Source organism: uncultured Chitinophaga sp., from assembly GCF_937898475.1.
In the GTDB taxonomy this organism is placed as follows: domain Bacteria; phylum Bacteroidota; class Bacteroidia; order Chitinophagales; family Chitinophagaceae; genus Chitinophaga.
Map to the genome: position 1 here is coordinate 15,371 of NZ_CALEJS010000042.1, position 23,730 is coordinate 39,100.

At 47.4% G+C, this 23,730-nt stretch carries 23 protein-coding genes; 21 read left to right on the top strand and 2 right to left on the bottom strand.

Annotated features, from left to right (window positions below; translation table 11 throughout):
• Nucleotides 1–617 precede the first annotated feature (617 nt).
• The 11 genes from Q0577_RS25690 to Q0577_RS25740 all read left to right on the top strand — a co-directional run bounded on the left by Q0577_RS25690 (nucleotide 618) and on the right by Q0577_RS25740 (nucleotide 10,510).
• Nucleotides 618–1,484 carry a MotA/TolQ/ExbB proton channel family protein gene (locus Q0577_RS25690; protein ID WP_298741466.1) on the top strand — a complete coding sequence of 289 codons (867 nt, stop codon included), beginning with the start codon at nucleotides 618–620 and terminating at the stop codon, nucleotides 1,482–1,484.
• 71 nt (nucleotides 1,485–1,555) lie between these two features.
• Entirely contained in the window at nucleotides 1,556–2,224 is a 669-nt protein-coding gene (locus Q0577_RS25695) for a biopolymer transporter ExbD (RefSeq protein WP_298741468.1), read from the top strand.
• Between the two features lie 71 nt (nucleotides 2,225–2,295).
• Nucleotides 2,296–2,889: a biopolymer transporter ExbD gene (locus tag Q0577_RS25700; protein WP_298741470.1), complete on the top strand. Its 594-nt coding sequence runs from the start codon at nucleotides 2,296–2,298 to the stop codon at nucleotides 2,887–2,889.
• Between the two features lie 47 nt (nucleotides 2,890–2,936).
• Entirely contained in the window at nucleotides 2,937–3,773 is an 837-nt protein-coding gene (locus tag Q0577_RS25705) for an energy transducer TonB (RefSeq protein ID WP_298741472.1), read from the top strand.
• A 76-nt stretch (nucleotides 3,774–3,849) separates the two neighbouring features.
• Complete coding sequence (gene mnmE / locus Q0577_RS25710; protein WP_298741474.1) at nucleotides 3,850–5,232, top strand: tRNA uridine-5-carboxymethylaminomethyl(34) synthesis GTPase MnmE; 1,383 nt, start codon at nucleotides 3,850–3,852, stop codon at nucleotides 5,230–5,232.
• A gap of 34 nt (nucleotides 5,233–5,266) precedes the next feature.
• Nucleotides 5,267–6,007 (top strand): AraC family transcriptional regulator, encoded by a 741-nt coding sequence (locus Q0577_RS25715; RefSeq protein WP_298741476.1) that lies wholly within the window; start codon nucleotides 5,267–5,269, stop codon nucleotides 6,005–6,007.
• 53 nt (nucleotides 6,008–6,060) lie between these two features.
• Nucleotides 6,061–7,005, top strand: coding sequence for an NAD(P)-dependent alcohol dehydrogenase (locus Q0577_RS25720; protein ID WP_298741480.1), 945 nt, complete (start codon nucleotides 6,061–6,063; stop codon nucleotides 7,003–7,005).
• Between the two features lie 35 nt (nucleotides 7,006–7,040).
• Complete coding sequence (locus Q0577_RS25725) at nucleotides 7,041–7,790, top strand: pirin family protein (protein WP_298741482.1); 750 nt, start codon at nucleotides 7,041–7,043, stop codon at nucleotides 7,788–7,790.
• A gap of 97 nt (nucleotides 7,791–7,887) precedes the next feature.
• Nucleotides 7,888–8,784, top strand: a complete 897-nt coding sequence (locus Q0577_RS25730) for an NAD(P)H-binding protein (protein ID WP_298741484.1) — start codon at nucleotides 7,888–7,890, stop codon at nucleotides 8,782–8,784.
• Between the two features lie 135 nt (nucleotides 8,785–8,919).
• Nucleotides 8,920–9,276, top strand: coding sequence for a nuclear transport factor 2 family protein (locus tag Q0577_RS25735; protein WP_298741486.1), 357 nt, complete (start codon nucleotides 8,920–8,922; stop codon nucleotides 9,274–9,276).
• A gap of 286 nt (nucleotides 9,277–9,562) precedes the next feature.
• Nucleotides 9,563–10,510, top strand: coding sequence for a hypothetical protein (locus Q0577_RS25740; RefSeq protein ID WP_298741488.1), 948 nt, complete (start codon nucleotides 9,563–9,565; stop codon nucleotides 10,508–10,510).
• A gap of 4 nt (nucleotides 10,511–10,514) precedes the next feature.
• Here Q0577_RS25740 and Q0577_RS25745 read toward each other — a convergent pair whose 3' ends face one another.
• Nucleotides 10,515–11,708: a crosslink repair DNA glycosylase YcaQ family protein gene (locus Q0577_RS25745; RefSeq protein WP_298741490.1), complete on the bottom strand. Its 1,194-nt coding sequence runs from the start codon at nucleotides 11,706–11,708 to the stop codon at nucleotides 10,515–10,517.
• A gap of 235 nt (nucleotides 11,709–11,943) precedes the next feature.
• Here Q0577_RS25745 and Q0577_RS25750 point away from each other — a divergent pair, with 235 nt between their 5' ends.
• From Q0577_RS25750 to Q0577_RS25795, 10 genes are all read left to right on the top strand, one after another.
• Nucleotides 11,944–12,354, top strand: coding sequence for a hypothetical protein (locus Q0577_RS25750; protein WP_298741492.1), 411 nt, complete (start codon nucleotides 11,944–11,946; stop codon nucleotides 12,352–12,354).
• A gap of 160 nt (nucleotides 12,355–12,514) precedes the next feature.
• Nucleotides 12,515–13,597, top strand: a complete 1,083-nt coding sequence (locus Q0577_RS25755) for an efflux RND transporter periplasmic adaptor subunit (RefSeq protein WP_298741494.1) — start codon at nucleotides 12,515–12,517, stop codon at nucleotides 13,595–13,597.
• A 24-nt stretch (nucleotides 13,598–13,621) separates the two neighbouring features.
• Nucleotides 13,622–16,786, top strand: coding sequence for an efflux RND transporter permease subunit (locus Q0577_RS25760; RefSeq protein ID WP_298741496.1), 3,165 nt, complete (start codon nucleotides 13,622–13,624; stop codon nucleotides 16,784–16,786).
• 61 nt (nucleotides 16,787–16,847) lie between these two features.
• Nucleotides 16,848–18,212, top strand: coding sequence for a TolC family protein (locus Q0577_RS25765; protein ID WP_298741498.1), 1,365 nt, complete (start codon nucleotides 16,848–16,850; stop codon nucleotides 18,210–18,212).
• An 81-nt stretch (nucleotides 18,213–18,293) separates the two neighbouring features.
• Nucleotides 18,294–18,878, top strand: coding sequence for a Crp/Fnr family transcriptional regulator (locus Q0577_RS25770; protein ID WP_298741500.1), 585 nt, complete (start codon nucleotides 18,294–18,296; stop codon nucleotides 18,876–18,878).
• Nucleotides 18,879–18,953: 75 nt separating this feature from the next.
• The gene (locus Q0577_RS25775; protein WP_298741502.1) at nucleotides 18,954–19,490 is read left to right on the top strand and encodes a YceI family protein; all 537 of its coding nucleotides are present in this window, start codon (nucleotides 18,954–18,956) and stop codon (nucleotides 19,488–19,490) included.
• Nucleotides 19,491–19,501: 11 nt separating this feature from the next.
• A complete protein-coding gene (locus tag Q0577_RS25780) occupies nucleotides 19,502–19,720 on the top strand; it encodes a 4-oxalocrotonate tautomerase family protein (RefSeq protein WP_298741504.1) in 219 nt (72 codons plus the stop codon).
• Nucleotides 19,721–19,731: 11 nt separating this feature from the next.
• Entirely contained in the window at nucleotides 19,732–20,466 is a 735-nt protein-coding gene (locus Q0577_RS25785) for an SDR family oxidoreductase (protein WP_298741506.1), read from the top strand.
• A 133-nt stretch (nucleotides 20,467–20,599) separates the two neighbouring features.
• Nucleotides 20,600–20,980: a nuclear transport factor 2 family protein gene (locus tag Q0577_RS25790; protein ID WP_298741508.1), complete on the top strand. Its 381-nt coding sequence runs from the start codon at nucleotides 20,600–20,602 to the stop codon at nucleotides 20,978–20,980.
• 11 nt (nucleotides 20,981–20,991) lie between these two features.
• Entirely contained in the window at nucleotides 20,992–22,077 is a 1,086-nt protein-coding gene (locus Q0577_RS25795; protein ID WP_298741509.1) for a nitronate monooxygenase, read from the top strand.
• Here the strand turns inward: Q0577_RS25795 and Q0577_RS25800 are convergent.
• Nucleotides 22,062–23,729 carry a tetratricopeptide repeat protein gene (locus tag Q0577_RS25800; RefSeq protein ID WP_298741511.1) on the bottom strand — a complete coding sequence of 556 codons (1,668 nt, stop codon included), beginning with the start codon at nucleotides 23,727–23,729 and terminating at the stop codon, nucleotides 22,062–22,064. The two genes, Q0577_RS25795 and Q0577_RS25800, sit on opposite strands and share 16 nt — an antisense overlap.
• Nucleotide 23,730: the final 1 nt, after the last annotated feature.

Below are 23,730 nucleotides of genomic sequence, written 5' to 3' on the forward strand. Positions count from 1 at the left end.
TGCAAATAAATATATAAAGCAGTAACTTATCAGGAAATTCCATAAACGTTATAATTATCTTAAGAATGGAAGGAAAATAGGGGAATGTATTGATTTGTCAGTTTTTATATGGATATTGTTCTTGATATATAATTGCTAAACCGGTGCTGATGGTGGGATCATGGGCTTTGAATACAGGAGCAACGTATGTTTTGCCGGGCTTATAAGTTAAGACCTGCTACTGTGGCTAAAAACATTTGAAAACGAATAGTTATAAAATTTGTTGGAACATTTAAAAATTTCCTTAAATTGTGCGTCCAACTTTGAAAAAAAATCAATAAATTTCGATTTTCAAGGACAGTAACGATAGAGGTTTTGAATAGCCACTGCTTTGTTGCTACTCGTTTTTGTGTTTAAAGTGTATGCTCAATAAATTGGAAAGAAGTCCTTTCAGTCGGGCTTTTGTGAGGAGGTTAAATTTTGTGAGATTTTTTGAGCAGCACTTGTTTTTTTAAGGCAACCGTACAATATTTGCGAATTCGGGTTATAGTAATTGTAGGCGTTACATTTATTTTAATTTTTTAAACGGAAATACAAAAAAACCATAGTTTAATTTTTAACACTAAAATTCAATCAACATGGCTGAGACTAAAACAACTGTGACTGCAGCTGCTGCCAAATCGACCGCTTCTTCTCATCAACCTAAAAAGTCATCCAACCTCTTTGCAGCGTTGGCGGTTCCTATCTGCCTGGCGATTGCGATTCTCTTCTACATTTTTGTATTAGGTAATCCGGCAAACTTCCAGGGAGGACATACAGGCCATGGAGCGCATCCAGTTGAGGAAGGCATTGGTAAATGGTTTGGCACGGTTTATATGGGCGGACCGGTTGTACCTGTTCTGATTTCTGTATTATTAATTTGCTTGACTTTCGTGATCGAGCGTTTCCTTTATCTGTCCAAAGCCAAAGGTAAATTCAGCGGCAGTGAGCTGGTAAGGAAAGTACAATATCACCTGGCTAACAAGAATGTAGACGCTGCACTGGCTGAGTGCGACAAGCAGAAAGGTTCTGTTGGTAACGTACTGAAAGCAGGTCTGAAAAAATACAAGGAAATGATCACCAACACTGAGTTGGATACTGATCAGAAGATCCTGTCTATTAAGAACGAGATCGAAGAAACTACTGCGCTCGAACTGCCGATGATGGAAAAGAACCTGGTGTTCCTGTCTACCATTGCTTCTATCGCTACCCTGATTGGTCTGTTCGGTACAGTATTGGGTATGATCCGCGCGTTCTCTGCGATGGCAACCGGCGGTGCTCCTGACTCTGCTCAGCTGGCAGGTGGTATCTCTGAGGCCCTGATCAATACCGCTCTGGGTATCGGTACTTCTGCGATCGCGATCATTATGTATAACTATTTCACTACCAATATCGACAGCATCACTTATGCTATCGACGAGTCTGGCTTTACTTTAACTCAGAGCTTTGCTGCCAACCACAAATAATTTTTTGATTATTCGTGTGGAAAATCAGTAATACTGAATCTAATTAAAGTACAAACCAAAAAGGAGTAAACATGCCAAAAGTTAAAATGGCCCGTAAGAGCACCATGATCGACATGACCGCAATGTGTGACGTTGCGTTCCTGTTGCTCACGTTCTTCATGCTGGCCACCAGTTTTAAGCCGGAGGAACCGGTAACTGTGGTTACTCCGTCTTCTATTAATACCAAGATCCTTCCCGACTCCGACGTAATATTACTTACTGTTGGCAAGGATGGCAGGATATTCTTTAGCATGGACGGGCAGCCCAAGAGAAAGAAACTGATCGAGGATCTGAACTCCCAGTTCAAACTCAATCTGGACCAGAAGGCGATGAATAACTTCATAGTTGGTGCAATTGTAGGTACTGAATTAAAGAACCTGAACAGTTACCTCAATCTGAAGATGGAGCAGCGGAAAACTTCCGGCGTTGAAACCGGTATTCCTGTTGACTCTGCCAATAATGAACTGGCAACCTGGATCAACTACGCCAGAACTGCCCAGGGAGGAAACCCCAGGCTGCAGTACTGTATCAAGGCCGACAACGGAACGCCTTATCCTACGATCAAGCAGATCATGCAGACATTTAAGGATCTGAAGATACAGAAGCTGAACCTGGTAACTAACCTGGAAGACGCACCTCCGGGATCTGCAGCTGCAGAGTTCCAAAGGCAACAAGGTGCAGCTAAGAAAAGCGGAGAATAATATTTAAGTAAACGGCAGGTTCGTTCTGCGGAAAGGACGCTGCCAATTAAAAACCAAAAAAAAGAGCTACTATGGCAGAAATGGATACCAGCAGTAGTGGTGGTGGAAAAAAACACCAGGGTACGAAATCGAAGAAACTTTCTACCCGTGTGGATATGACGCCAATGGTGGACTTAGGTTTTCTCCTTATTACCTTCTTCATGCTGACGACAACCATGTCCAAGCCCAAAACAATGGACTTGATCATGCCGAAAGATACCAAAGATGAGAAGGAACAGAACAAGGTAAAGGAGAGTACAGCGCTTACCATACTGCTTGGAAAAAATAACAGGGTTTTCTATTACGAGGGCCTGGCCCAGGACCCGAACGCATCCGCTAATCCGGACTTCTTTAAGGCAACCAGTTTTGCCAACAAAGATGGCATACGGGATGTGATCATTAAAAAGAGAGATGAAGTTTCACAACTCAGGAACGCCAAAGGTGAACCGGAAGATGTGGTAGTGATCATTAAAGCAGACGATGATGCTACTTACAAGAATTTCGTGGACATCATAGACGAAATGGCCATTAACCGGATCCAGCGTTATGCTACTGTTGACATCAGCGACCAGGATAAAGCATGGATCAAGCAGACCGAATCAGCGAATGCTGGTGGCTCACAGTAAATTGTGGAATTATCTAATTTTTTGCATCCATCCATAAACAAGCAACAATGGATTCAGCTAAAGTACTAAAAGCCGATTTTCTTGACATCCTGTTTGAGGGCAGGAATAAAGATTATGGCGCTTATGAACTGAGAAGAAAATACGAGAAACGTGTGCGCAATGCCCTCATCGGCACTGCCGCCGTAACTCTTCTGGCGATCGGTGGTTATGTAGCTAGCAACATTATAAAGGGTATTGAGTCTAAAAACCCCAAGAAGCCCGTTATAGAGCAGATCAAGATGGAGGATATCAAGTTGCCGGACGATCCGAAGACGCCGCCTCCTCCGCCTCCGCCGCCTGCTCCGCCGCCGCCGGTAAAACCCTCTGTACAATTCACTCCGCCTGTAATTAAAAAAGATGCGGAAGTACCACCGGAAGAAGAACCACCAAAAGTGGAAGAAATAAAGGACAAAGCGGTAAGTACCAAAACTATGGAAGGTGATCCCAACGGTATCGACCCGGGATTGCTGGAAGATAGCAAAGGTTCCGGTGTAGTTGAAGCACCGCCGCCGCCTCCGAAAGAAGAGATCTTCACCTTCGTGGAGCAGCCTCCTACCTTCCCGGGTGGTGAGGAAGCCCTGGCCAAATACCTGAGCAAGAACATCCGTTATCCGCGCGTAGCACAGGAGAACGGTATTTCCGGAACAGTGTTTGTGCAATTCGTGGTAGACTCTGAAGGCACCATCAAAGATGTTAAAACAGTGGGCGCCGCAAAAGGTGGTGGTCTGGAAGAAGAAGCTGTACGTGTGGTGAAAACCATGCCCAAATGGAAACCTGGTAAGCAGAACGGCCGTCAGGTATCCGTACAGTTCAACCTGCCCATCCGCTTTACTTTACAGGAGTAGTACTGTTAACAATATTCTTTCAATTCCTCACCGGTACGCCGGTGAGGAATTTTTATTTGTACTATATTGCTGCCTTATGTCGGCAAAACTTACAGGATACGATGAAACGATTGTGGCCCTGGCTACTGCCCCGGGCATAGGGGCTATTGCAGTGATACGGTTAAGCGGACCACAGGCCATTTCCATCTGTAACGACCTTTTCCCCTCCAAAGACCTGCTGCAGCAGGCCAGTCATACCCTGCATGTTGGCAATATTGTGAGCCATGGCAGGATCATTGACGAAGTAGTGGTCAGCCTGTTCAAAGGGCCCCGTTCCTACACCGGGGAAAATGTAGTGGAGTTGTCCTGCCACGGTTCCCCCTATATCCAGCAACAGCTGATTGATGCCTGTATACAGGCGGGCGCCCGTATGGCAAAGCCGGGTGAGTTCACCCAGCGGGCTTTCCTGAACGGTAAATTAGACCTTGCCCAGGCAGAATCAGTGGCAGACTTGATTGCCAGCCATTCTGCCGCCAGTCACCAGACAGCCATGCAACAGATGCGCGGCGGTTTCTCCAAAGAACTGCAGGCCTTACGGGAACAGCTGATCCGCTTTTCTGCCCTGATAGAGCTGGAGCTGGACTTCAGCCAGGAGGACGTAGAATTTGCAGACCGTACCCAGTTATATGCCCTGATCAAAACAGCAACAGAAGTGGTGAAGCACCTGGCGGATTCTTTCCGTATGGGGAATGTGATCAAGAACGGGGTGAATACCGCGATCGTTGGTAAGCCGAACGCAGGAAAATCCACACTGCTGAATACCCTGCTGAATGAGAACCGGGCTATTGTGAGTGATATAGCCGGCACCACCCGTGATACCATTGAAGAGGTGCTGAATATAGAAGGCGTGCTTTTCAGGTTGATTGATACAGCGGGCATACGGGAAAGTGCCGATACCATTGAAAGTATCGGGGTACAGAAAACACTGGAGAAAATAAAAGAAGCAGGGGTAGTGATCTACCTGTTTGATGTGAACGAAGAGAGTGCAGAAGAGCTGCGCAGGCAGGTTGATCTTTTTGAACAGGACGGGATCAACTATTTGCTCGCAGGCAATAAGGTGGATATCCCCGGAGAGGCTGTGGTGCGGAAAAAGTTTAAGGATATTCCTGATATACTGTTCATTTCTGCGAAGGCGCATGACCATATTGATACCTTGAAACAAAGGCTGGTACAGCGGGTGATGAGCGGGGATGTCAATACGGAGTCTACTATTGTGACGAACGCCCGGCACTATGCAGCTTTGCAATCTGTACTGCAGTCCCTGGAAGATGTGAAACAGGGAATGGATAACGGCCTGCCGGGAGATCTGCTGGCGCTGGATATCAGGCGGTGTTTACATTTCCTGGGAGAGATAACAGGGGAGATCACCAATGAGGATCAGCTGGATTTTATATTCAGTAAGTTTTGTATCGGGAAGTAAGTTTCCAGCATATGTACTAAACAGTTATATATCTATGGCCGCCGAACGTATTAACAATCCCTTCATACTTGCCCTTAAAGCCTACAACCTTTCTGTAGAAATTCACCACCATTCGGCCTACCAGATCGTATTGTCGAATGATACGCCTTTTACTTCCACCATTGGCGGACTATTGTTTGAGCGTATCCACGGATTTCTGATCAAACCACAGGTTCCGCATTTCTGCGTTGCCGAAAAAGGCAGTATAAATGTTTTGAACATAGAACCTTACTCAAACGTTGGTTTGGCGCTGGCTGCCAGGTTTGATGAGCATCAGGACAGCATTGTTTTTAACTCCCCGTCAGAAACAAGTACATTTTTTCAGACAGGTAAAGACACCTTTGATATCTACACCCTTATCAATGCTTTGCTGGCACAACTACCGGCCAGTCATTTTGATGAAAGAGTAACAAAGATAGTTGAGTATATAAAAGCCAATTATGCTGAGCAGGGCATAACCCCACAAACATTTGCTGATCTGGTTTTTCTTTCTCCTTCCCGCCTGGCATCCCTCTTCAAAAAACAAACGGGGAGTAGTTTGTCAAAATATTTATTGTGGACAAGATTACGCCAGGTGGTTTACCTCACACTCTCCGACAAAAACAGAAGCCTCACGGATATTGCTTATGACACAGGCTTTTATGATCTGCCTCAGCTGAATAAGTATATGTATGAAATGTTGGGTATGCCACCAAAGGCTTTAAAACATAATAGTGATCTGATACAAGTTTATTAGCCGGGCTATTTCAAACTTTGTGCTATCATTTTAAACAATTAAAAAATAGCACAATGAAAGCAATAGCATACCAACAATTCGGAAGTACAGATGTTTTACAAACTGTAGAAGTGGCCAAACCTACCCTTCGTTCCAACCAGGTACTGGTAAAAGTAAAAGCAGTTTCTATCAATCCGCTGGACTGGAAGATCAGAAAAGGCGAAATGAAATTAATGTCTGGTTCCAGGTTTCCCCGGAGCACAGGGGCTGATTTTTCTGGTATTATAGCAGACACCGGAACTGCAGTAACTGATCTCAAAACCGGAGATGAGGTTTTTGGTGTAGTAAAGAACATGATGAAGGAAGGTGCATTGGCCGAATACATTGTAGTGGATGCATCTTTAGCCTGGAAGAAACCTGCGTACGTCAGCTTTGCCCAGGCCGCAGCTATCCCGGTAGCAGGAACGGCGGCAGTTACCGCTTTGCAGAAGATGGGGACCATTAATGCCAATACCAGCATTTTGATAAATGGTGCAACAGGTGGTTTCGGTATGTTTTTGCTGCAATTACTAAAGCAACGAGGGGCAAGCGGCACAGCAGTTACCAACACAAAGGCCGCAGCGTTTGCAAAAACATGGGGCGCAGATATCGTGATAGACTATACAAAAGAAAATGTGCTTTCTCAGCACATTACCTACGATATTGTTATTGATCTATCAGGCAAAATGGGCTATGCAAATGCCAGGCAGATAATGAAACCCAAGGCCCTGTTTTTAAACCCTACACCCAGCCCCATTGAAATACCCACCTCGATTATCAGGAATCTGTTCACCGGCAAAAAGCACATTGTCATAATTGCCAGTCCCGCTGCAGACAAAGTAAATGTTGTACTAAACGCTATTGCCGATGGGCTGCAGGTTGAGGTAAGCAAAGTATTTTCATTTGCCCAATCCAAAGAAGCATATCAATATGCTGAACAAGGCGGCTATATAGGCAAAGTAGCTGTGGAATTAGACTGAACACTCCTGTCCTGTAAGCAATAAAATTAAGAAACATGTTAACGAAAATTGATACCAGCATTAAGTATGGTAAACGCCATGGCGGATTTGGAATACAGATCTTATATCCCGGGCTTATCCGTCCGCAATTGAATGATTCCGGTTTTTCTACAATAGGGAGAATAGACCAGGCCAGGATAACCCCAGGAACGCTTATCCCCATGCACCCGCACCGTGATGATGAAATACTTACCTACCTGAGAAGCGGCAAAGTAAAGCACCTTGACTCCGAAGGCTATACAAGTATTATTTCAAATCAGCAATTGATGATGATGAATGCAGGCGAAGGTCTTTCCCATGAAGAGTTGGTATTGGAGGAAGGAGGCGTATTGGAAGGTCTTCAGATCTTTATCAGACCGGAGACGAAGGGCTTATCACCGCAGGTACAGTTTCACCAGTTAGGGAACATATACAGTACCAATCAATGGCGCAAAATCGCCGGGAGAGGAGCAGACTATCCGTTGCAGGTAAGAAGTAATACCTGGTTAATGGATATGCGTCTGCAAAAAGGCGGGGAAGGTATGTTGCCTGATGCCCCTGCTGAAAATGTGGCCTTTCTCTTCTATGTATTTGCCGGGAAGCTACAGGTAAACGGAGACACACTGCTTACTACGGGAGAAAGCCTGCTGGTTGAAAAGGAAAGCCCGCTATTCCATGCACTTGACACGAGCGACATCGTATTATTCATTACCCAGACAAGTGCTGTGCATTTTGATGAGGGAATGTACAGTGGAAATCTGCAATAATAACCAACATATAAACAGTGATCTGATACAAGTTTACCCGCTTACATTGAAAGATCTTTGTAAGGAAACAAACAATAAAAATTAAATACTAAATAAGATGAAAAGGAAAATAGTAGTGCTCGGCGCCACAGGAACTGTGGGCAGCAAAATTTCTGAGATGCTTGTAAACGAAGGCCGTCACCAGGTTACCCTGGTAGCAAGGCGCACCGAAGGGCTGGAAAAATATCGCGAAATGGGAGCAACAATAATTGCGGGCGATGTAAACGATGTGAAAACACTTACAAATGCCTTCAAAAATGCTGACAGTGCATTTATATTGCTCCCTGACAATGTTAAGGCTGAAAACACACGGGCATATCAGCGGCAGGTAAGTGGTAAGCTGATCGAAGCCATTGAAAGATCCGGCATTAAGTACATCGTAAACATGAGCAGTGTTGGTTCTCACATGCACGAAGGGAATGGCATAATGGGTGGCACAGCCGAACAGGAAGTCAGGTTAAACCAGTTGAGCGATGTAAATGTATTGCACATCCGTTCTGCCTACTTTATGGAGAATTTCCTGCGAACAATTCCGGTGGTCAAGAAAATGGGATTCAATGGTACTGCGGCAGACGGCGATCATGCTATTCCGATGGTAGCAACAAAGGACGTTGCCAGAATAGTAGCGGATCACCTGGCGAACCTTGATTTCAAAGGCAAAAGCGTTCATGCCGTTATGGGTCCCAGGGATTATACTTTGAGGGAGTTTACGGGCATTGTAGGCAACGCAATTGGTAAGCCCGATCTGCCCTATGTTCAATTCACTGCTGAGCAAGCCAAACAGGCATTTTTGAGTAACGGCCTCTCAGCAGATATTGCAGATAATGTAATTGAAATGGCACTGGCTATTAAAACCGGGTATATGAATTATCAGCAAAGAGATCATTCAACTACCACTCCAACCAGCGCGGAAGAATTTGCCAGTGAAGTGTATGCCACCGTCTACAATAGATAACCGGCTGCCCGGGTAATGCAGCATTTCAATTTGCAGTGATGTGAAAGCTAACTGCAGTGAGCGCTCCGCGGGGTTTCCGCAGATGCGCTTTTTCCGTATCTTTCACAAAGTATATGATTTAAAAGATCAAAGCTTATGCAAACGCCCGCAAACAATAAAGCAGTATTAGAAAAAGCCAACGCTGCCATTACCCGGGGCGACTATGAAGGCTTCCTGTCTTTTTGCACTGAAGACACTACCTGGACCTTTGTAGGAGAGCAGACACTGAAAGGAAAAGAGGCGGTCCGCCGCTATATGGCAACAGCCTATAAAGAGCCGCCAAAGTTTACGGTCACCAACCTGATCGCAGAAGGGGAGTTTGTGACGGCGCTGGGGCACATCACCATAAAAGATGAAGATGGCGGCGAAGTTCTGTACTTGTACTGCGATGTATGGGAATTTCGTGAGGGCAAAATGGCTGAATTAAAGGCATTTGTCATCAGGCCTGCCTGAAAGCGGGCTGTGGAGGCAAGGCTTATTCCCAAAGTTTTTGTAAATTGTGCTGCAACAGGATCTTAGTTTCCCCTTCGGCGATCATGTTTATTTTTCCGTGATTCACCTACCGATTTGTTTTTAAGGAGCTGGCTTTACGATAATGATATCATTCATTAACGATAAATAAAAGGCTATGCAACAACCACAAAAGCAATCTCCAGGTATGGGTAGGCCCTGGGAAGAGATGATGTGTCAATCAAATCACTCACCTTCTTATTGAGAAGGTGAGCTCATTCTTTTATCTATGAAACACCCGATCAACCTGTCTATCAGATCTTTTGTCAGGCTCTTCGTAACGTTGTTGCTGACAGCCCTGGTTGGCTTTGCCGCCTGGGGCAGCTGGCAATTGTATGAGAACGAAGTAGTGTCCCGCAAATTTGCAAGGGAAGGCAAACTGGTAACCGTACAGGTAACAGCTACTGATCGTGGGAACCATTTCTGGTATGATCAGTTTACCAACCATGTTTATATTACGTTCAAGCATCTGGGACGTTCCTATGCTGCACGCTATACGCAGGACTCCGGCTGGGTGAGTGAAGGGGATAAAGTTACCTTGTTATATCATCCGCAGGTGGGGGCTTTCCGGCAGCCGGGTAAGCGTATTCATTTTGCTTCACCATTCAGCGATCACTCCCGCCTGATAGATTTTACTATTGCCAGTATGTGGAGCGATCAACGCAAGTGGCAGGTACTTGGCCTCGCACTGTCTACCTTATTCGCAATACTATTGTTTGGTATGCTGACCAGCATTGTACGCTTACCCTGGCTGAAATGGGTAGGCCCTTCCATCATGGTGGTGCTGGTGCTCACCGGAACTTTATATTTCACCTTTAACACACTGGAATATTTTCACTACTACCAGCGCGTAAAGTCTGGCAACCAGATAAGCGTTAAAGTGCTCAGCACTGATTATAATGTGCGGTCCAGCAACAGTGAAGGATGGTCTACCTATAGGGCTACGGTGCAGTTTGGTAAAGGACAGCGGGTGATCCCTATTGAAGCTGCAGACTATGAAAAACTACGCCCACAGGATCTGCTGCCCGTGATCTACAAGCGGGAGCTGGATGATATGATGCCCGTAAATTATGGTCCGGAATTCTCTAATCTGATAGTCACCATTTTTATGTGGTTCCTTACCATCTTTCTTGCCAAGCAATATATCTTTAAAGAGATCAGGAAAGTACCTGCCTGACTGATTACAGGCTATTCCTGATCCCCTTGAGATACTGCCTGCTGTTTGATTTGGTAATGCTGATCTCCTGGCACCGGTTGAATGCAGCAAATGCTTTAATGGCATCAGCTACCTGGTCAACCGTCTCTTCGTTTAATTTTACCGGCTCAAAGTGGAGATTATGTACGATCAGTACCCGCTGTTTACGGTCTGCTTTTGCATCCATCCTGGCCACAAAAGTATCTCCCACCAATACGGGCAGGGAAAAATACCCATACTTACGCTTGGCCTCCGGCACAAAACATTCTATCTGATAGTCGAAATCAAAGAAATCCCTTAAACGATGCCTGAATACATTTAAGACATCAAAGGGCGAAAGAATGAACGCATCGCCCGATAGCTGGATCTTTTTGTTTTTATATTCCGGGAGCATGAAGAGCGGGGCTGTTTTGAGCCCATCTATTGCAACAGGGGATACCTCGCCCTCTTCCACCATGCGGGCCAGTTCCTTTTTTACCAGGTTGTCTTTTACGCGGCGGGTACGCCAGGCCAGCTCTTTTGCGTAGGCAATACCAAGGGCCGTTAATTCGCGCCGGATGACATGCCTTGCATATTCTTCCGGTGTGGGCACAGTAGTATCAATATCCGGGGGAACGATATTCTTGGGCAGATCATATACTTTCAGGAACTCCTTTGTGCGCGTAGCCATCAGGCTTCCTTCCAGGTACAGGCGTTCAAGCGCCATTTTGGACGGTCGCCAGTCCCACCAGCCTGCACTTGGCTCCTGGCGGTCGTTCTCAAAGTCCTTCACCATCAGCGGGCCTTCACGTGCTATCCTGTCCAGTACCCGGTTCATGAGATTAGTCTCCGCCGTTGTAAGTGGTTTCCTGCCTGCTAAAAAGCCCTGCTTCACCGGCAATGAATAGCGGAAATTATGCATGGGGAGGAACCCGGAATCTGCCGTCAGGAACTCATAGATCCTTCCGTCTTCCTGTAGTTCCTGCAGCCATTCGGGCTTATAATCAGGTACTCGTGATGCAAGTGCGTGATGGTGGGCACGTTCCACAACATAGTTGGTATCGATCTGGATAAAGCCGAGATGGTCTATCACTTTAAAGACCGCCTCGCGGCCCTTTCCAAATTGCGCCCTTTTAGACAATCCTGCCGCATGGAGGATGATCTTCCTGGCTTCCGGCCTGCTGAGGAGATGTTGTTTCATACGTATGATGAAAATACGGAAATATCCATTCACCTTAAAGCTTCCTTAAAATTGCGGGGAATTGGCGTGCCGGGCTTGCAGGTTGCCGACTTTGTTATTAATTTTACGGCTCCTGTTACTACATGTAGCATGGGGGATTTCCGGCTTTCCACTACATGGGGAAAGCTTTTATTTTATTGAGCGTAATGAGATCGATATACCTATTTAATAAACTTCATTGTATTTTTGAAGCTGAATGATGAGGGTATTAATTAAACTTTTACTGTCAATCTGTGTGCTGCTCCTGGGAGGGTACGCCCTCAGCTGCCACAATACCACCGGATACTATCCGAAGAAGGTGTTTGACAAAAGCCCCCACATCCATTACACCTGCTCACGATATGAGGAGGCCCAGGTCAGCAAGACCCCGCCCCCCAAAACCAAGAAGGGCAGGGAAAAAATAAAGGCCATAGAAATAGAGGAAGAAGACGAAGACCCAACCCTTTTCAGAAAATATTCAGAGACCGGAAATACCCTCATAGCCTTTATTAACACACATATCCCCACATCTGTCTACCCCTCTTTTGAAGGCGCATTGCCTTTCTGTGAACATTTTTCTTACTTCTCTTCCTACAAGTTTATTATCCACCTGGTGATCAGGATTTGATTTTGCATTTACACACAGGCAGCTAACATTGCCTGATAAGCTCCACCAATACATTTACAGTTCTTCCTGCATAGCGCGTGCCGCTATAGCGGATCTCTATGTCATGCCCGATGCAGGAAAGAATTGCCAGGAAATCCGAATCAAGAACACATAATATATCATGAAAAGAATTCTCATGCTTGCTGGCTCGTGGGCTTTGCTGTGCCACACAGGCTGTAAACAAAAGGAGGAAGAAAAAGAAGCTTCCACTAAATTTCTCGTTACCAGCGCAATAAAAATGGACACGGCCTACACGAAAGCGTATGTGTGCCAGATCCGCTCCATCCGCAACATTGAAGTAAGGGCGCAGGAAAAAGGCTATCTGCAGGGCATTTATGTTGATGAAGGCCAGTTTGTAAAGGCCGGGCAACTGATGTTCAAGATTATGCCCACCATTTACGAGGCGGAAGCCAACAAAGCGGAAGCAGAGGCAAAAGCCACTGAAATAGAATTGCAGAATACCAAAGCCCTGGCAGACCGCAACGTGGTATCCAAAAATGAACTGGCAATGGCCAATGCCAAATTTGAAAAAGCAAAGGCAGAACTGGCACTCGCCAAAGCGCACCTGGCCTTTACTGAAATAAGGGCTCCCTTCGACGGTATTATAGATAAACTTCATTTAAAGCTCGGCAGCCTGGTAGGAGAAGGAGACCTGCTCACTACCCTGTCTGACAACAGCCACATGTGGGTGTACTTCAACGTATCCGAACCGGAATACCTCAACTATGAAGCTACTGTAAAAAGCCAGGGTAAGCCTAAAGTAAACCTGCTGATGGCCAACAAAGAGCTGTTCAAACAACCCGGCATCGTAGAGACCATAGAAGGCGAGTTCGATAACGAAACCGGCAATATTGCTTTCAGGGCAACATTCCCCAACCCGGAGAAACTGCTCAGGCACGGAGAAACAGGCAGCATACTGATGGAGGCACAATTGAAAGATGCCGTTGTGATCCCTCAGAAAGCCACCATGGAAATCATGGACAAAAAGTATGTGTACGTGGTAAATAAAGACAACGTGGTGAAGCTGCGGCCTATTACCATCGATGTTGAAATGCCGGATATATATGTGGTGAAAAGCGGCCTGAATGAGAATGAGAAGATACTGCTGGAAGGCCTGCGTAAAGTAAAAGACAATGATAAGATCGAATATGATTATGAAGAGCCCCGGTCGGTAATCGCACATTTAAAGATACCAACCGAATAATATAAAGACTAAAAAGGAAAGAACATGTTTAATATATTCATGAAGCGGCCTGTCTTCGCGATAGTGATATCAATTGTCATTGTCTTCATGGGCATACTGGCTATTAATACCCTTCCCACATCGCAGTTCCCGTCAATTGCGCCGCCAAGGGTAATAGTGAGTGTAGCTTACCCGGGAGCCAGCGCTGATGTACTGGTGCAATCCGTACTCATCCCCATGGAAAGGGCGGTGAACGGCGTGCCCGGTATGAAGTACATGACCTCAGATGCCACCAGCGCGGGTGAAGCCAATATACAGGTGGTGTTTGACCTGGGCACTGATCCTAACCAGGCCGTAGTAAATGTTAAGAACCGTATTGAGCAGGTAACCAACAGGTTGCCCGTACTGGTGCAACGTGAAGGTATCGTGGTGAACATCCTGCAGCCCAACATGCTGATGTATGTGAACGTTTACAGTAAAGATCCTCAGGCAAATGAGAAATTCCTTTACAACTATTCGAACGTTAACATCCTCAATGAGCTGAAAAGGGTAAAGGGGATTGGTAATGCCCAGATCCTGGGTAGCCGCCAGTATGCTATGCGTATCTGGCTGAAACCAGACCGGATGCGGGCCTACAATGTATCCACAGAAGAAGTGATGGAGGCGCTGGGCAGCCAGAGTATCATCGGCTCCCCCGGCAGGCTGGGAAGGGCTGATGGTAAGGAATCTCAATCGCTGGAATATGTACTGACCTACCAGGGACGGTACAATCAGCCGCAGCAGTATAAAGACGTTATTATCCGCGCCAATCCCAACGGTGAGCTGCTCCATTTGAAAGACATCGCGGAGGTGGAGCTGGGCAGCGAATTCTATGATATCTATTCCAACCTGAATAACCATCCTTCCGCAGCGATCGTATTGAAGCAAACATACGGCAGTAATGCCAGCCAGGTGATCAAGGAAGTGAAGGCTAAGCTGGAAGAGCTCAAAGCGTCTTTCCCTCCGGGGATGGAATATGAGATCAGCTATGACGTGTCTGCGTTCCTGAATGCATCTATTGAAAAAGTACTGCATACACTGGGAGAAGCGTTTGTGCTGGTGGCTATAGTGGTGTTCCTGTTCCTGGGCGACTGGCGCTCTACACTTATTCCCACACTGGCGGTTCCTGTATCACTGGTAGGATCCTTTTTCTTCATGCAGCTCTTCGGGCTTACCATCAACCTCATCACCCTGTTTGCATTGGTACTGGCCATCGGTATCGTGGTAGACAATGCCATCGTGGTGATAGAGGCGGTGCATGCCAAAATGGAAGAGAAGCATTTATCACCCTACCAGGCCACCAAACAGGTATTGCATGAGATTGCGGGCGCTATTGTGGCCATCACCTTTGTAATGACAGCGGTATTTATTCCGGTGGCATTTATGTCGGGCCCCGTAGGAATATTCTACCGGCAGTTCTCCATTACCATGGCAACGGCCATCGTTCTTTCGGGTGTAGTGGCGCTGACGCTTACACCTGTGCTCTGCGCCATTATATTAAAGAACAACCATGGAAAGCCGCGTAAGAAATCGCCGGTGGATAAATTCATTGACGCCTTTAACAGGGCATTTGAGAAACTCACCGGCAGGTATACACGCCTGCTGGAAGTGATCGTGAACCGCAGGCTCATCACCTTTGCCCTGCTGCTGGCCTTCTGTTTCGGCATATTTGGGATTAGTAAGAACCTGGCCTCCGGCTTTATTCCGAGTGAAGACCAGGGCATGATCTATGCCATTGTGCAAACACCGCCGGGATCTACCCTGGAAAGGACCAATGACATTGCCAAGAGGGTACAGGAAATTGCGGAGCATGTAGAAGGCATTCAATCTGTTTCTGCTTTGGCAGGCTACGAAGTATTGACAGAAGGACGCGGCTCTAACGCAGGCACCTGTCTGATCAACCTGAAAGACTGGTCAGAACGTAAGCATTCTGTAAATGAGGTGATCCGCGAACTGGAAGAAAAATGTAAGGATATTCCCGGCGCCACCATTGAATTCTTCGGACCACCGGCAGTACCCGGATATGGCGCTGCAGGCGGTTTTGCCCTGCGTCTCCTTGATAAGACCAATAACGATGACTACAGGGAGCTGGAGAAAGTGAACGACGATTTCATGGCTGCATTGAGCAAACGTAAGGAGCTGAAAGGGTTATTCACCTTCTTCAGCGCCAACTATCCCCAGTATGAGCTGGTGATAGACAACCAGGCGGCCATGCAGAAAGGTGTTTCTATTGGTAAGGCGATGGACAACCTTTCCATTTTAATAGGTAGTACCTACGAGCTGGGCTTTATCCGCTTCGGTACTTTCTCGAAGGTGTTCGTACAGGCTTCTCCGGAATACAGGGCCCTCCCGGATGACCTGATGAAGTTGTATGTGAAAAACAACCGTGATGAGATGGTGCCTTACTCCGCTTTTATGTCTATCAAAAAGACGCATGGCCTGAACGAGATCACCCGGTATAATATGTACACCTCATCCGCCATCAGGGGTGAGCCTGCGCCCGGTTACAGCAGCGGCGAGGCCATCCGGATAATTGAAGAAGTAGCCGCCAAAACATTGCCGCATGGATATGGTATAGACTGGGAGGGATTGTCTAAAGACGAAGTAGGCCGCGGTAATGAAGCGCTCTATATCTTCCTGGTGGTACTGGCTTTTGTTTACCTGATCCTGGCTGCACAGTATGAAAGCTTCCTGCTGCCGCTGGCGGTGATCCTTTCACTTCCTGCCGGTGTTTTTGGCGCATTCCTGCTGGTAAAGATAATGGGCCTGTCAAACGACATCTATGCCCAGGTGGGATTGGTAATGCTGGTTGGTCTGCTGGGTAAGAATGCCGTGCTGATCGTGGAATTTGCCGTGCAGAAACACCGTGCGGGCGCCACCGTGCTGGAGGCAGCTATTGAGGGTGCCAAAACGCGTTTCCGTCCCATATTAATGACCTCACTGGCGTTTATAGCGGGTTTGGTTCCGCTGGTGTTTGCTACAGGTCCGGGCGCAATCGGTAACCGCACTATTGGCTCCGCCTCTGCAGGTGGTATGTTGATCGGAACGGTGTTCGGGGTGATCATCATTCCCGGTTTGTACTACCTGTTTGGCGTCCTGGCAGCAAAACGGAAGCTCATTAGAGATGAAGACGAAAATCCGTTAACTGAAGAAATTGATCACAATGATTAGAAGAAGTATATATAAATACATAGGGCTTGCCTGCATCCCATTTATTTATGCGGCGTGCAAAGTGCCAGCGCTTGTAGAAAAGACAGAAAATAAAGCCGTGCCTGCGGGTTATAACGACTCGCAGGACAGCACCAATACGGCCACCGTTAAATGGCGGGAGTATTTTACAGATCCTTACCTCACTGCGCTGATAGATACGGCGCTGAAGAACAACCAGGAACTGAACATCACTTTACAGGAGATAGCGATTGCGCGGAATGAAGTGAAAGCCAGGAAAGGGGAGTACCTGCCCTTTATCGGGGTTAGGGGATCTGCCGGTCTTGAAAAAGTAGGGCGGTACACCAGCCGCGGCGCCAGTGAAGCCACCACTGATATTAAGCCCGGAAAAGAAATGCCGGATCCCCTGCCAGACTTCCTGGTAGGACTGTATGCCAACTGGGAGGTGGATATCTGGAATAAACTGCACAATGCAAAAAAAGCAGCAGTGGCCCGCTACCTGTCTACCGTTGAAGGAAGGAACTTCCTGGTGACCAACCTGATCGCTGAGATTGCCAATTCTTATTACGAGCTGCTGGCGCTGGATAACCAGCTGGATATTGTAAAGCAGAATATCGAAATACAGAGCAATGCACTGGAAATAGTGAAACAACAGAAAGAAGCGGCACGAACAACTGAGCTGGCGGTAAAGAAGTTTGAAGCCGAAGTGCTCAACACCAGAAGCCTGCAGTTCAATATCCAGCAGCAGATCATAGAAACGGAAAATAAGATCAATTTCCTGGTGGGCAGGTATCCGCAGCCCATTCAAAGAGATGCCCAGGCTTTGAGCAATGCCGTTCCTGCAGCTATTCACGCCGGTATTCCTTCGCAGCTGCTGGCTAACCGTCCGGATATTAAACAGGCCGAACTGGATCTGGCGGCAGCCCGGCTGGATATCAAAGTGGCCAAATCGCTGTTCTATCCATCACTGGGTATTTCCGCCTCCTTTGGTTACAATGCATTCAACCCGTCTTATTTGCTGAGAACGCCGGAATCTATGCTGTATTCTGTTGCGGGAGACCTGATGGCGCCCCTGGTCAACAAGAACGCCATCAAGGCCGCCTACTACAGCGCTAACGCCAAACAGGTACAGGCGGCTTACAACTATGAGCGTACTATCCTGAATGCGTATGTTGAAGTGGCCAACCAGCTGTCTAAGATCAGCAACCTGCAGCAGAGTTATGACCTGAAAACCAAGGAAGTGGATGCACTGGTGCTGTCTATCAACATCTCCAACGACCTTTTCAAATCTGCAAGGGCCGATTATATGGAAGTGCTGCTCACCCAACGAGATGCACTGGAGTCGAAATTTGAGCTGATAGAAACCAAAAAACAGCAGATGAATGCCATGGTAAATATCTACCAGGCATTGGGAGGCGGATGGAACTAAGATCCCGACGTTCATCAATGTGTTATACCTATATATTATAGCCGGCCTTTTGCCGGCTATAATTTTTTAATTTTGGAGAACATGGAACCAGCAGCCATCTTGAAAGGACATATTGCCAGAACTGCCTCATTAAACGATGAGGAGTTTGCCTACTTCTTCTCCCATTTTCAGCCCCTTAGTTTCAAAAAGGGCCAGGTGCTGATCAGGGAAGGAGATAAGGTAGACTGTGAATACTTTGTACTTTCCGGTTGCCTTAAATCATTCTACATTAATGACGAGGTGAAAATGTACATCCTGCAGTTTGCCATGCCCACCTGGTGGACCTCGGACTATAATGCGCTGTATACGCAAACCAGGGCCACTATCAACGTAGACTGCATCACCGATGCAACAGTGCTCAGCCTGGGCAATGCCGACCGTGAAAAACTTTGCAGTGAGATACACCAGGTAGAGCATTTTTTTCGCTGGCGTACCAACAGGGGCTATGTAGCTTCACAAAAAAGGCTCCTGTCTTATATGAACAACGATGTCAGAACACGCTATGAAGAACTGATGAACCTTTATCCCCAGCTTTACGAGCTGGTGCCCAAACACCTGATAGCCTCTTACCTGGGTGTTTCCAGGGAGACTTTGAGCCGTTTGTATAACGCCCATTCCAGAAAGTGACCTACGTCACGTAATCACCCCGCGAATCTGTCCGTCCTTTGTGTTGTAATTATTAACAATAAAAACACAAAGGATATGAAAAAGCAACAATTCAACATCGTAGTTTCCCAGAGCAACATTCACTGGGTTGGCCGGAAAGTAACCGGTGCACATGATGGCACTATCGCTATTAAACAAGGCAACCTTACGCTGGAAGACGGTAAACTGACCGGCGGCAGCTTTGTGATCGATACTACTTCCATTAAGATACTGGACGTAACGGATCCCGCCACTAATGCCCAGTTTGCCGGCCACCTGGCTTCAGACGATTTCTTTGCCATTGACCGCTACCCCGAAGCTACCTTTGAAATCTCAAGGGTGGATAATGACCAGGTGGAAGGCAATCTTACCATCAAAGGCATCAGCCAGCCGGTTAGCTTCAAAGCCAGTGTCAGCGTGGCAAACGATACCCTTACCGCATCCGGTAAGATCGTAGTAGACCGTACCCGGTACGGTATCCGGTTCCGCTCCGGTAATTTCTTCAAAGACCTGGGAGACACCCTTATCTACAATGATTTTGATCTGAACGTAAGTATCACCGCCAGGGCCCTTGCAACCCCGTCTCTGGCATAAAACCTACTACTATGCCATACGTAAAAATTGAAGTGACCCGCGAAGGCGTCACCCGTGAGCAAAAACAGCAGCTGATAAAAGGTGTGACAGACCTGATCACCCAGGTGCTGAATAAAGATCCCCACCTCACCCATGTTGTCATCCAGGAAATTGCGCTGGATGACTGGGGATACGCAGGTGACCAGGTATCCGTTCTGCGGGAACAGGGTATCACTGCTGATAAAAAATAAAATACTGAAAAATGAAAAAGCAAACGATTATAGTAACAGGCGCATCCTCCGGGATCGGTAAAGGGATAGCGCAGTATTTCCTGGAAAAAGGAGATAACGTGGTGATCAATTCTACCACACCTGAAAAACTGGAACAGGTGTATCATGAGCTGGGCGCAGGTCCGAACCTGGCCATGGTAGCCGGCGATGTGAGCGATAAACGCACCGGTGACCGGCTGATAGCCACTGCTGTTGAAAAGTTCGGCACTGCAGATGTGCTGGTGAACAACGCAGGTATATTTGAAACCAAACCTTTCCTGGAAGTGGAAGCATCCTACCTGGACCGTTTCCTGGATACTAACCTGAAAGGTACTTATTTTACCACCCAGGCGGTTATCCCCCAGATGCTGAAACAACATGACGGGGTAGTGATCAATATTGGAACACCGCTGGTTCACCATGCCCTGGCAGGGGTGCCTGCCAGTGCCGCTATGTCAAGCAAAGGGGCCATTCATTCACTTACCCTGCAGCTGGCCGCCGAGTTTGGTAAGCAGAACATCCGCGTAAATACCATCGCTGCGGGAACCGTGCGTACGCCCATGCACGGGGATGATGTAGATAAAATGGCAGGCCTGCAGCTGCTGAACCGCGTAGGGGAGATTGAGGATATTGTGCAGATGGTCTATACGGTTGCAAAAAGTAACTACATCACCGGCGCCATCATCCACGTTGATGGCGGTGCAGGTGCAGGGCATCATCTCAACTAATCATTCATCAGCGCTGATTCGGAGGGGCATACTATTTTAACGGGTTATTCCCAGGCTTCACGTAGGCTCGGACGTTTTTTTACGATAGTATTATTATTGGAACTTTCGGGTCAGCGCTTCAAAACCTTGCAAAATGGAAACGCAACAAACAGATGTCTTAGCCATTTCACAGGCATTGGAAGACTATTATTTCAAAGGTATTTATGAAGGCGATCTTAACGCGCTGCACGCTATCTATCAACCCGGCATCCTGCTTTTTGGCGATGTAAAGGGTGTACCTTACGCTAAAACACTGGATCAATACCTGGACGGTGTAAAAAACCGCCAAAGCCCACGTGATGCAGACAAGCCCTTTAAGGGAGAAATACTGGACATAAGGGTGGTAAATTCCATTGCAGTAGCGGAGCTAAAGGTGAAAATGTATGATTTTCACTATCATGAGTTCCTGTCTTTTCATAAGATAGATGGTCAATGGCGTATTGTCAACAAAATGCTTACAGATACCAACGTATAAATTGTAACACCATGTGGTATAATACAAAAGCAAAGGCAATATTAGGTATTGAATACCCCATCCTGCAGGGCCCCTTTGGCGGAGGACTCTCTTCTGCTGAACTGGTGGCCACGGTATCCAATGCCGGCGGACTGGGGGGCTATGGGGCCTATACATTAAGTCCGCAGGAGATTTACGACATAGATAAGCAGATCAGGGCCGCTACTGCCAAACCCTACAACCTGAACCTGTGGGTGTCTGATACCGATGGCCCGGATGGCTCAGTGAGCGACGAACAATATGAGCTGGCCAGGAAAACCTTTCAGCCCTATTTCGATGAGCTGGGCATTCCGGTACCGGCGAAACCGGCGCCTTTTAAGTCCAGGTTCGAGAACCAGCTGCAGGTGGTGCTGGATATCCGCCCGGAGGTTTTCAGCTTCATGTTTGGGCTGCTGCCCGGTGACGTGCTGGACCAGCTGCGTAAGCGGGGGATCAAAACCATCGGCGCCGCCACTACCCTGGATGAAGCCATCGCCCTGGATCAGACTGGGGTAGACCTGATCATTGCCTCCGGTTTTGAAGCGGGTGGTCACCGGCCATCTTTCCTGGCCGCTGCCGAAGCTTCTACCACCGGTACCTTTGTACTGGTACAGCTGATCAGGGAAAAGGTAAAGACCCCGGTTATTGCCGCGGGAGGTATTGCAGATGGCAGGGGTATAGCCGCTGCCTTAACACTGGGCGCAGATGCCGTTCAGGTAGGAACCGCCTTCCTGGCTACAGACGAATCGAATGCGCTGCCCATTCACCGGCACATGTTATTTTCTGAGGCTGCCAGGTACACTACCTTGTCAAGGGCATTTACCGGCCGCCTGGGACGTGGCATTACCAGCAGGATAGCCAGGGACCTGATAGCCCGGGAGAAACAGTTCCTGCCCTTCCCTTTACAAACGACGTTCATGTCACCCCTCAGGAAGGCGGCGGTAGAGCAGCAACAGTGGGATATGGTCCTGTTCTGGGGCGGACAGATAGCGCCGCTGCTCAAACACAGGAGCGCTAAACAGCTGATGCAGTCGCTGATAGCAGAAACAACCGCTCATTTCAATTATCTGAAAGCCTGATGGCCGTTTTGGCCTGCTTTGATCTGCTCCAGCGCTATCCTGGCATGTTCGCCGGTAATACCGTCAGGATCAAGGCTGATGGCCTTATTATAGTATTCAATAGCTTTGTCTGTTTGATGCGTTTTCAGAGAAATTTCTGCCAGGCTATTCCATGCATTGGGAGAAGCAGGGTAAAGCCGGGTATTTAGCTGGAATAACCAGGTAGCGGGTTCCAGTTGATCAACATCGATAAGATGATGACCAAACTGGTTTAACTGGTATTCCAGGGCAATGTAGCGGTATCTTGGATCTTGTATGAACTTCTGGGCGTCTGCTTCCAGCTGGTCCTTTTTTCCCGCCAGGAATAGTTTCCTCAGGTGTCGAACCGGGTCTTTAATGGCATTTTTATCAGTTATCTGAAGGCAGGCGTCCAGCACCGGATCCTTATTGGTTTTGTAGTCATTAAAACTCATATCTACCGCCAGTTGCGGCGCCAGCCAGGGTCCATTCTCCCAGGGCGCTTTATCCTGCCACCAGGCAAAGGACAGGTAAACAGGTGTTTTCGTTTTGGGCAGCACTGACCTCCTGTTATCCCCATAAAAATTAATATTCTCTGCAGTAGGCTCGCCCACAAACGTGGCATTGGTATAGTTACTGAGCTCATTTACCAGGTTCTGACAGGCGGAGAAGGTTCTTCTGCCGATAATAACGAACAGCTTCCCGGGCTGATTGATCTTTTTACAGGCTATGATGCCGGTAACAACGGGCTTGTTCTTATAGTTGTCGCCACCCCCATTCAAACGTACATCCAGCACCAGTCGCTCCACTTCATGCTGATCTATGAAGTCAAACAACCTTTTGTAGAAAAGGGGAGTGGCTTCCTGCGGATCATCGTCTATCTGGCTATGCCGCACATATACCGTTTTGGCAGCGGGCAGGTATTCAAAGTAATAGATTTTGTCCAGGTGCTTCAGATAATAGGGCGTGCTGCCTGTATCACGCACCGTCAGCCAATCTGTACCGGGCGGTATAAAGCCATATTGGCGTGGCGGGGCAAAGGTATCCAGTGTTGCCACTGTCTGCTCAAATGACCGGCCATCTTTCTCAAAAGTGTAGGTAATTGTTTTTTTCAGAGATGGGGTTACACGCTGGGCATGTAATGCTTCCGGGTTAACCAGGTAATCAAGACCGTATGCCTTGAAGAACTGGTCATTCTCAGCAGGCACCAGGGGCTTCACCGCTTGCAGCGCCTGCATTACCGGCAGGCCTTCTACCTTGATCAGTTTAGCGCCTAACAGGTCAGCATTGCTCTTACTCACTCCTTCTACATACACCCCATCACTGAACCAGTAAAAGTTAATGGGCGCTGAATGATATTTTGACGGGGATTCCCGCCAGGGAAGTGCAGTGTGCCCGTATTTTAACAAGGAGACTATGCGTACCAGTCCTGCGGCACGTTCATGTTCCTGCATGGCTGGCATTGCCTCGTAAAGTTTATTCACTTCAGCATCAAACTGCGCTGCCGTTATCTTATGGAACAGGAAAGGGTGATCCTTATGTATTGTTTCCTGTAGAAAACGCAAATCGTACTGCCAGTCGGCCACAGTGGGTTTGGTTTGCGCCTGCGCAAGCGTAAACAGGAGCAGTAACGGTAAGAGCAGGTTATTTTTCATG

Excerpts from the sequence above, each read along its gene's own strand:
- Q0577_RS25690 (WP_298741466.1), top strand. The coding sequence starts at position 618 with ATGGCTGAGACTAAAACAACTGTGACTGCAGCTGCTGCCAAATCGACC.
- Q0577_RS25750 (WP_298741492.1), top strand. The coding sequence starts at position 11,944 with ATGATGAGGGTATTAATTAAACTTTTACTGTCAATCTGTGTGCTGCTC.
- mnmE (WP_298741474.1), top strand. The coding sequence starts at position 3,850 with ATGTCGGCAAAACTTACAGGATACGATGAAACGATTGTGGCCCTGGCT.
- Q0577_RS25720 (WP_298741480.1), top strand. The coding sequence starts at position 6,061 with ATGAAAGCAATAGCATACCAACAATTCGGAAGTACAGATGTTTTACAA.
- Q0577_RS25695 (WP_298741468.1), top strand. The coding sequence starts at position 1,556 with ATGCCAAAAGTTAAAATGGCCCGTAAGAGCACCATGATCGACATGACC.
- Q0577_RS25705 (WP_298741472.1), top strand. The coding sequence starts at position 2,937 with ATGGATTCAGCTAAAGTACTAAAAGCCGATTTTCTTGACATCCTGTTT.
- Q0577_RS25785 (WP_298741506.1), top strand. The coding sequence starts at position 19,732 with ATGAAAAAGCAAACGATTATAGTAACAGGCGCATCCTCCGGGATCGGT.
- Q0577_RS25725 (WP_298741482.1), top strand. The coding sequence starts at position 7,041 with ATGTTAACGAAAATTGATACCAGCATTAAGTATGGTAAACGCCATGGC.
- Q0577_RS25740 (WP_298741488.1), top strand. The coding sequence starts at position 9,563 with ATGAAACACCCGATCAACCTGTCTATCAGATCTTTTGTCAGGCTCTTC.
- Q0577_RS25770 (WP_298741500.1), top strand. The coding sequence starts at position 18,294 with ATGGAACCAGCAGCCATCTTGAAAGGACATATTGCCAGAACTGCCTCA.
- Q0577_RS25795 (WP_298741509.1), top strand. The coding sequence starts at position 20,992 with ATGTGGTATAATACAAAAGCAAAGGCAATATTAGGTATTGAATACCCC.
- Q0577_RS25730 (WP_298741484.1), top strand. The coding sequence starts at position 7,888 with ATGAAAAGGAAAATAGTAGTGCTCGGCGCCACAGGAACTGTGGGCAGC.
- Q0577_RS25755 (WP_298741494.1), top strand. The coding sequence starts at position 12,515 with ATGAAAAGAATTCTCATGCTTGCTGGCTCGTGGGCTTTGCTGTGCCAC.
- Q0577_RS25760 (WP_298741496.1), top strand. The coding sequence starts at position 13,622 with ATGTTTAATATATTCATGAAGCGGCCTGTCTTCGCGATAGTGATATCA.
- Q0577_RS25800 (WP_298741511.1), bottom strand. The coding sequence starts at position 23,729 with ATGAAAAATAACCTGCTCTTACCGTTACTGCTCCTGTTTACGCTTGCG.
- Q0577_RS25700 (WP_298741470.1), top strand. The coding sequence starts at position 2,296 with ATGGCAGAAATGGATACCAGCAGTAGTGGTGGTGGAAAAAAACACCAG.
- Q0577_RS25790 (WP_298741508.1), top strand. The coding sequence starts at position 20,600 with ATGGAAACGCAACAAACAGATGTCTTAGCCATTTCACAGGCATTGGAA.
- Q0577_RS25745 (WP_298741490.1), bottom strand. The coding sequence starts at position 11,708 with ATGAAACAACATCTCCTCAGCAGGCCGGAAGCCAGGAAGATCATCCTC.
- Q0577_RS25715 (WP_298741476.1), top strand. The coding sequence starts at position 5,267 with ATGGCCGCCGAACGTATTAACAATCCCTTCATACTTGCCCTTAAAGCC.
- Q0577_RS25775 (WP_298741502.1), top strand. The coding sequence starts at position 18,954 with ATGAAAAAGCAACAATTCAACATCGTAGTTTCCCAGAGCAACATTCAC.
- Q0577_RS25780 (WP_298741504.1), top strand. The coding sequence starts at position 19,502 with ATGCCATACGTAAAAATTGAAGTGACCCGCGAAGGCGTCACCCGTGAG.
- Q0577_RS25735 (WP_298741486.1), top strand. The coding sequence starts at position 8,920 with ATGCAAACGCCCGCAAACAATAAAGCAGTATTAGAAAAAGCCAACGCT.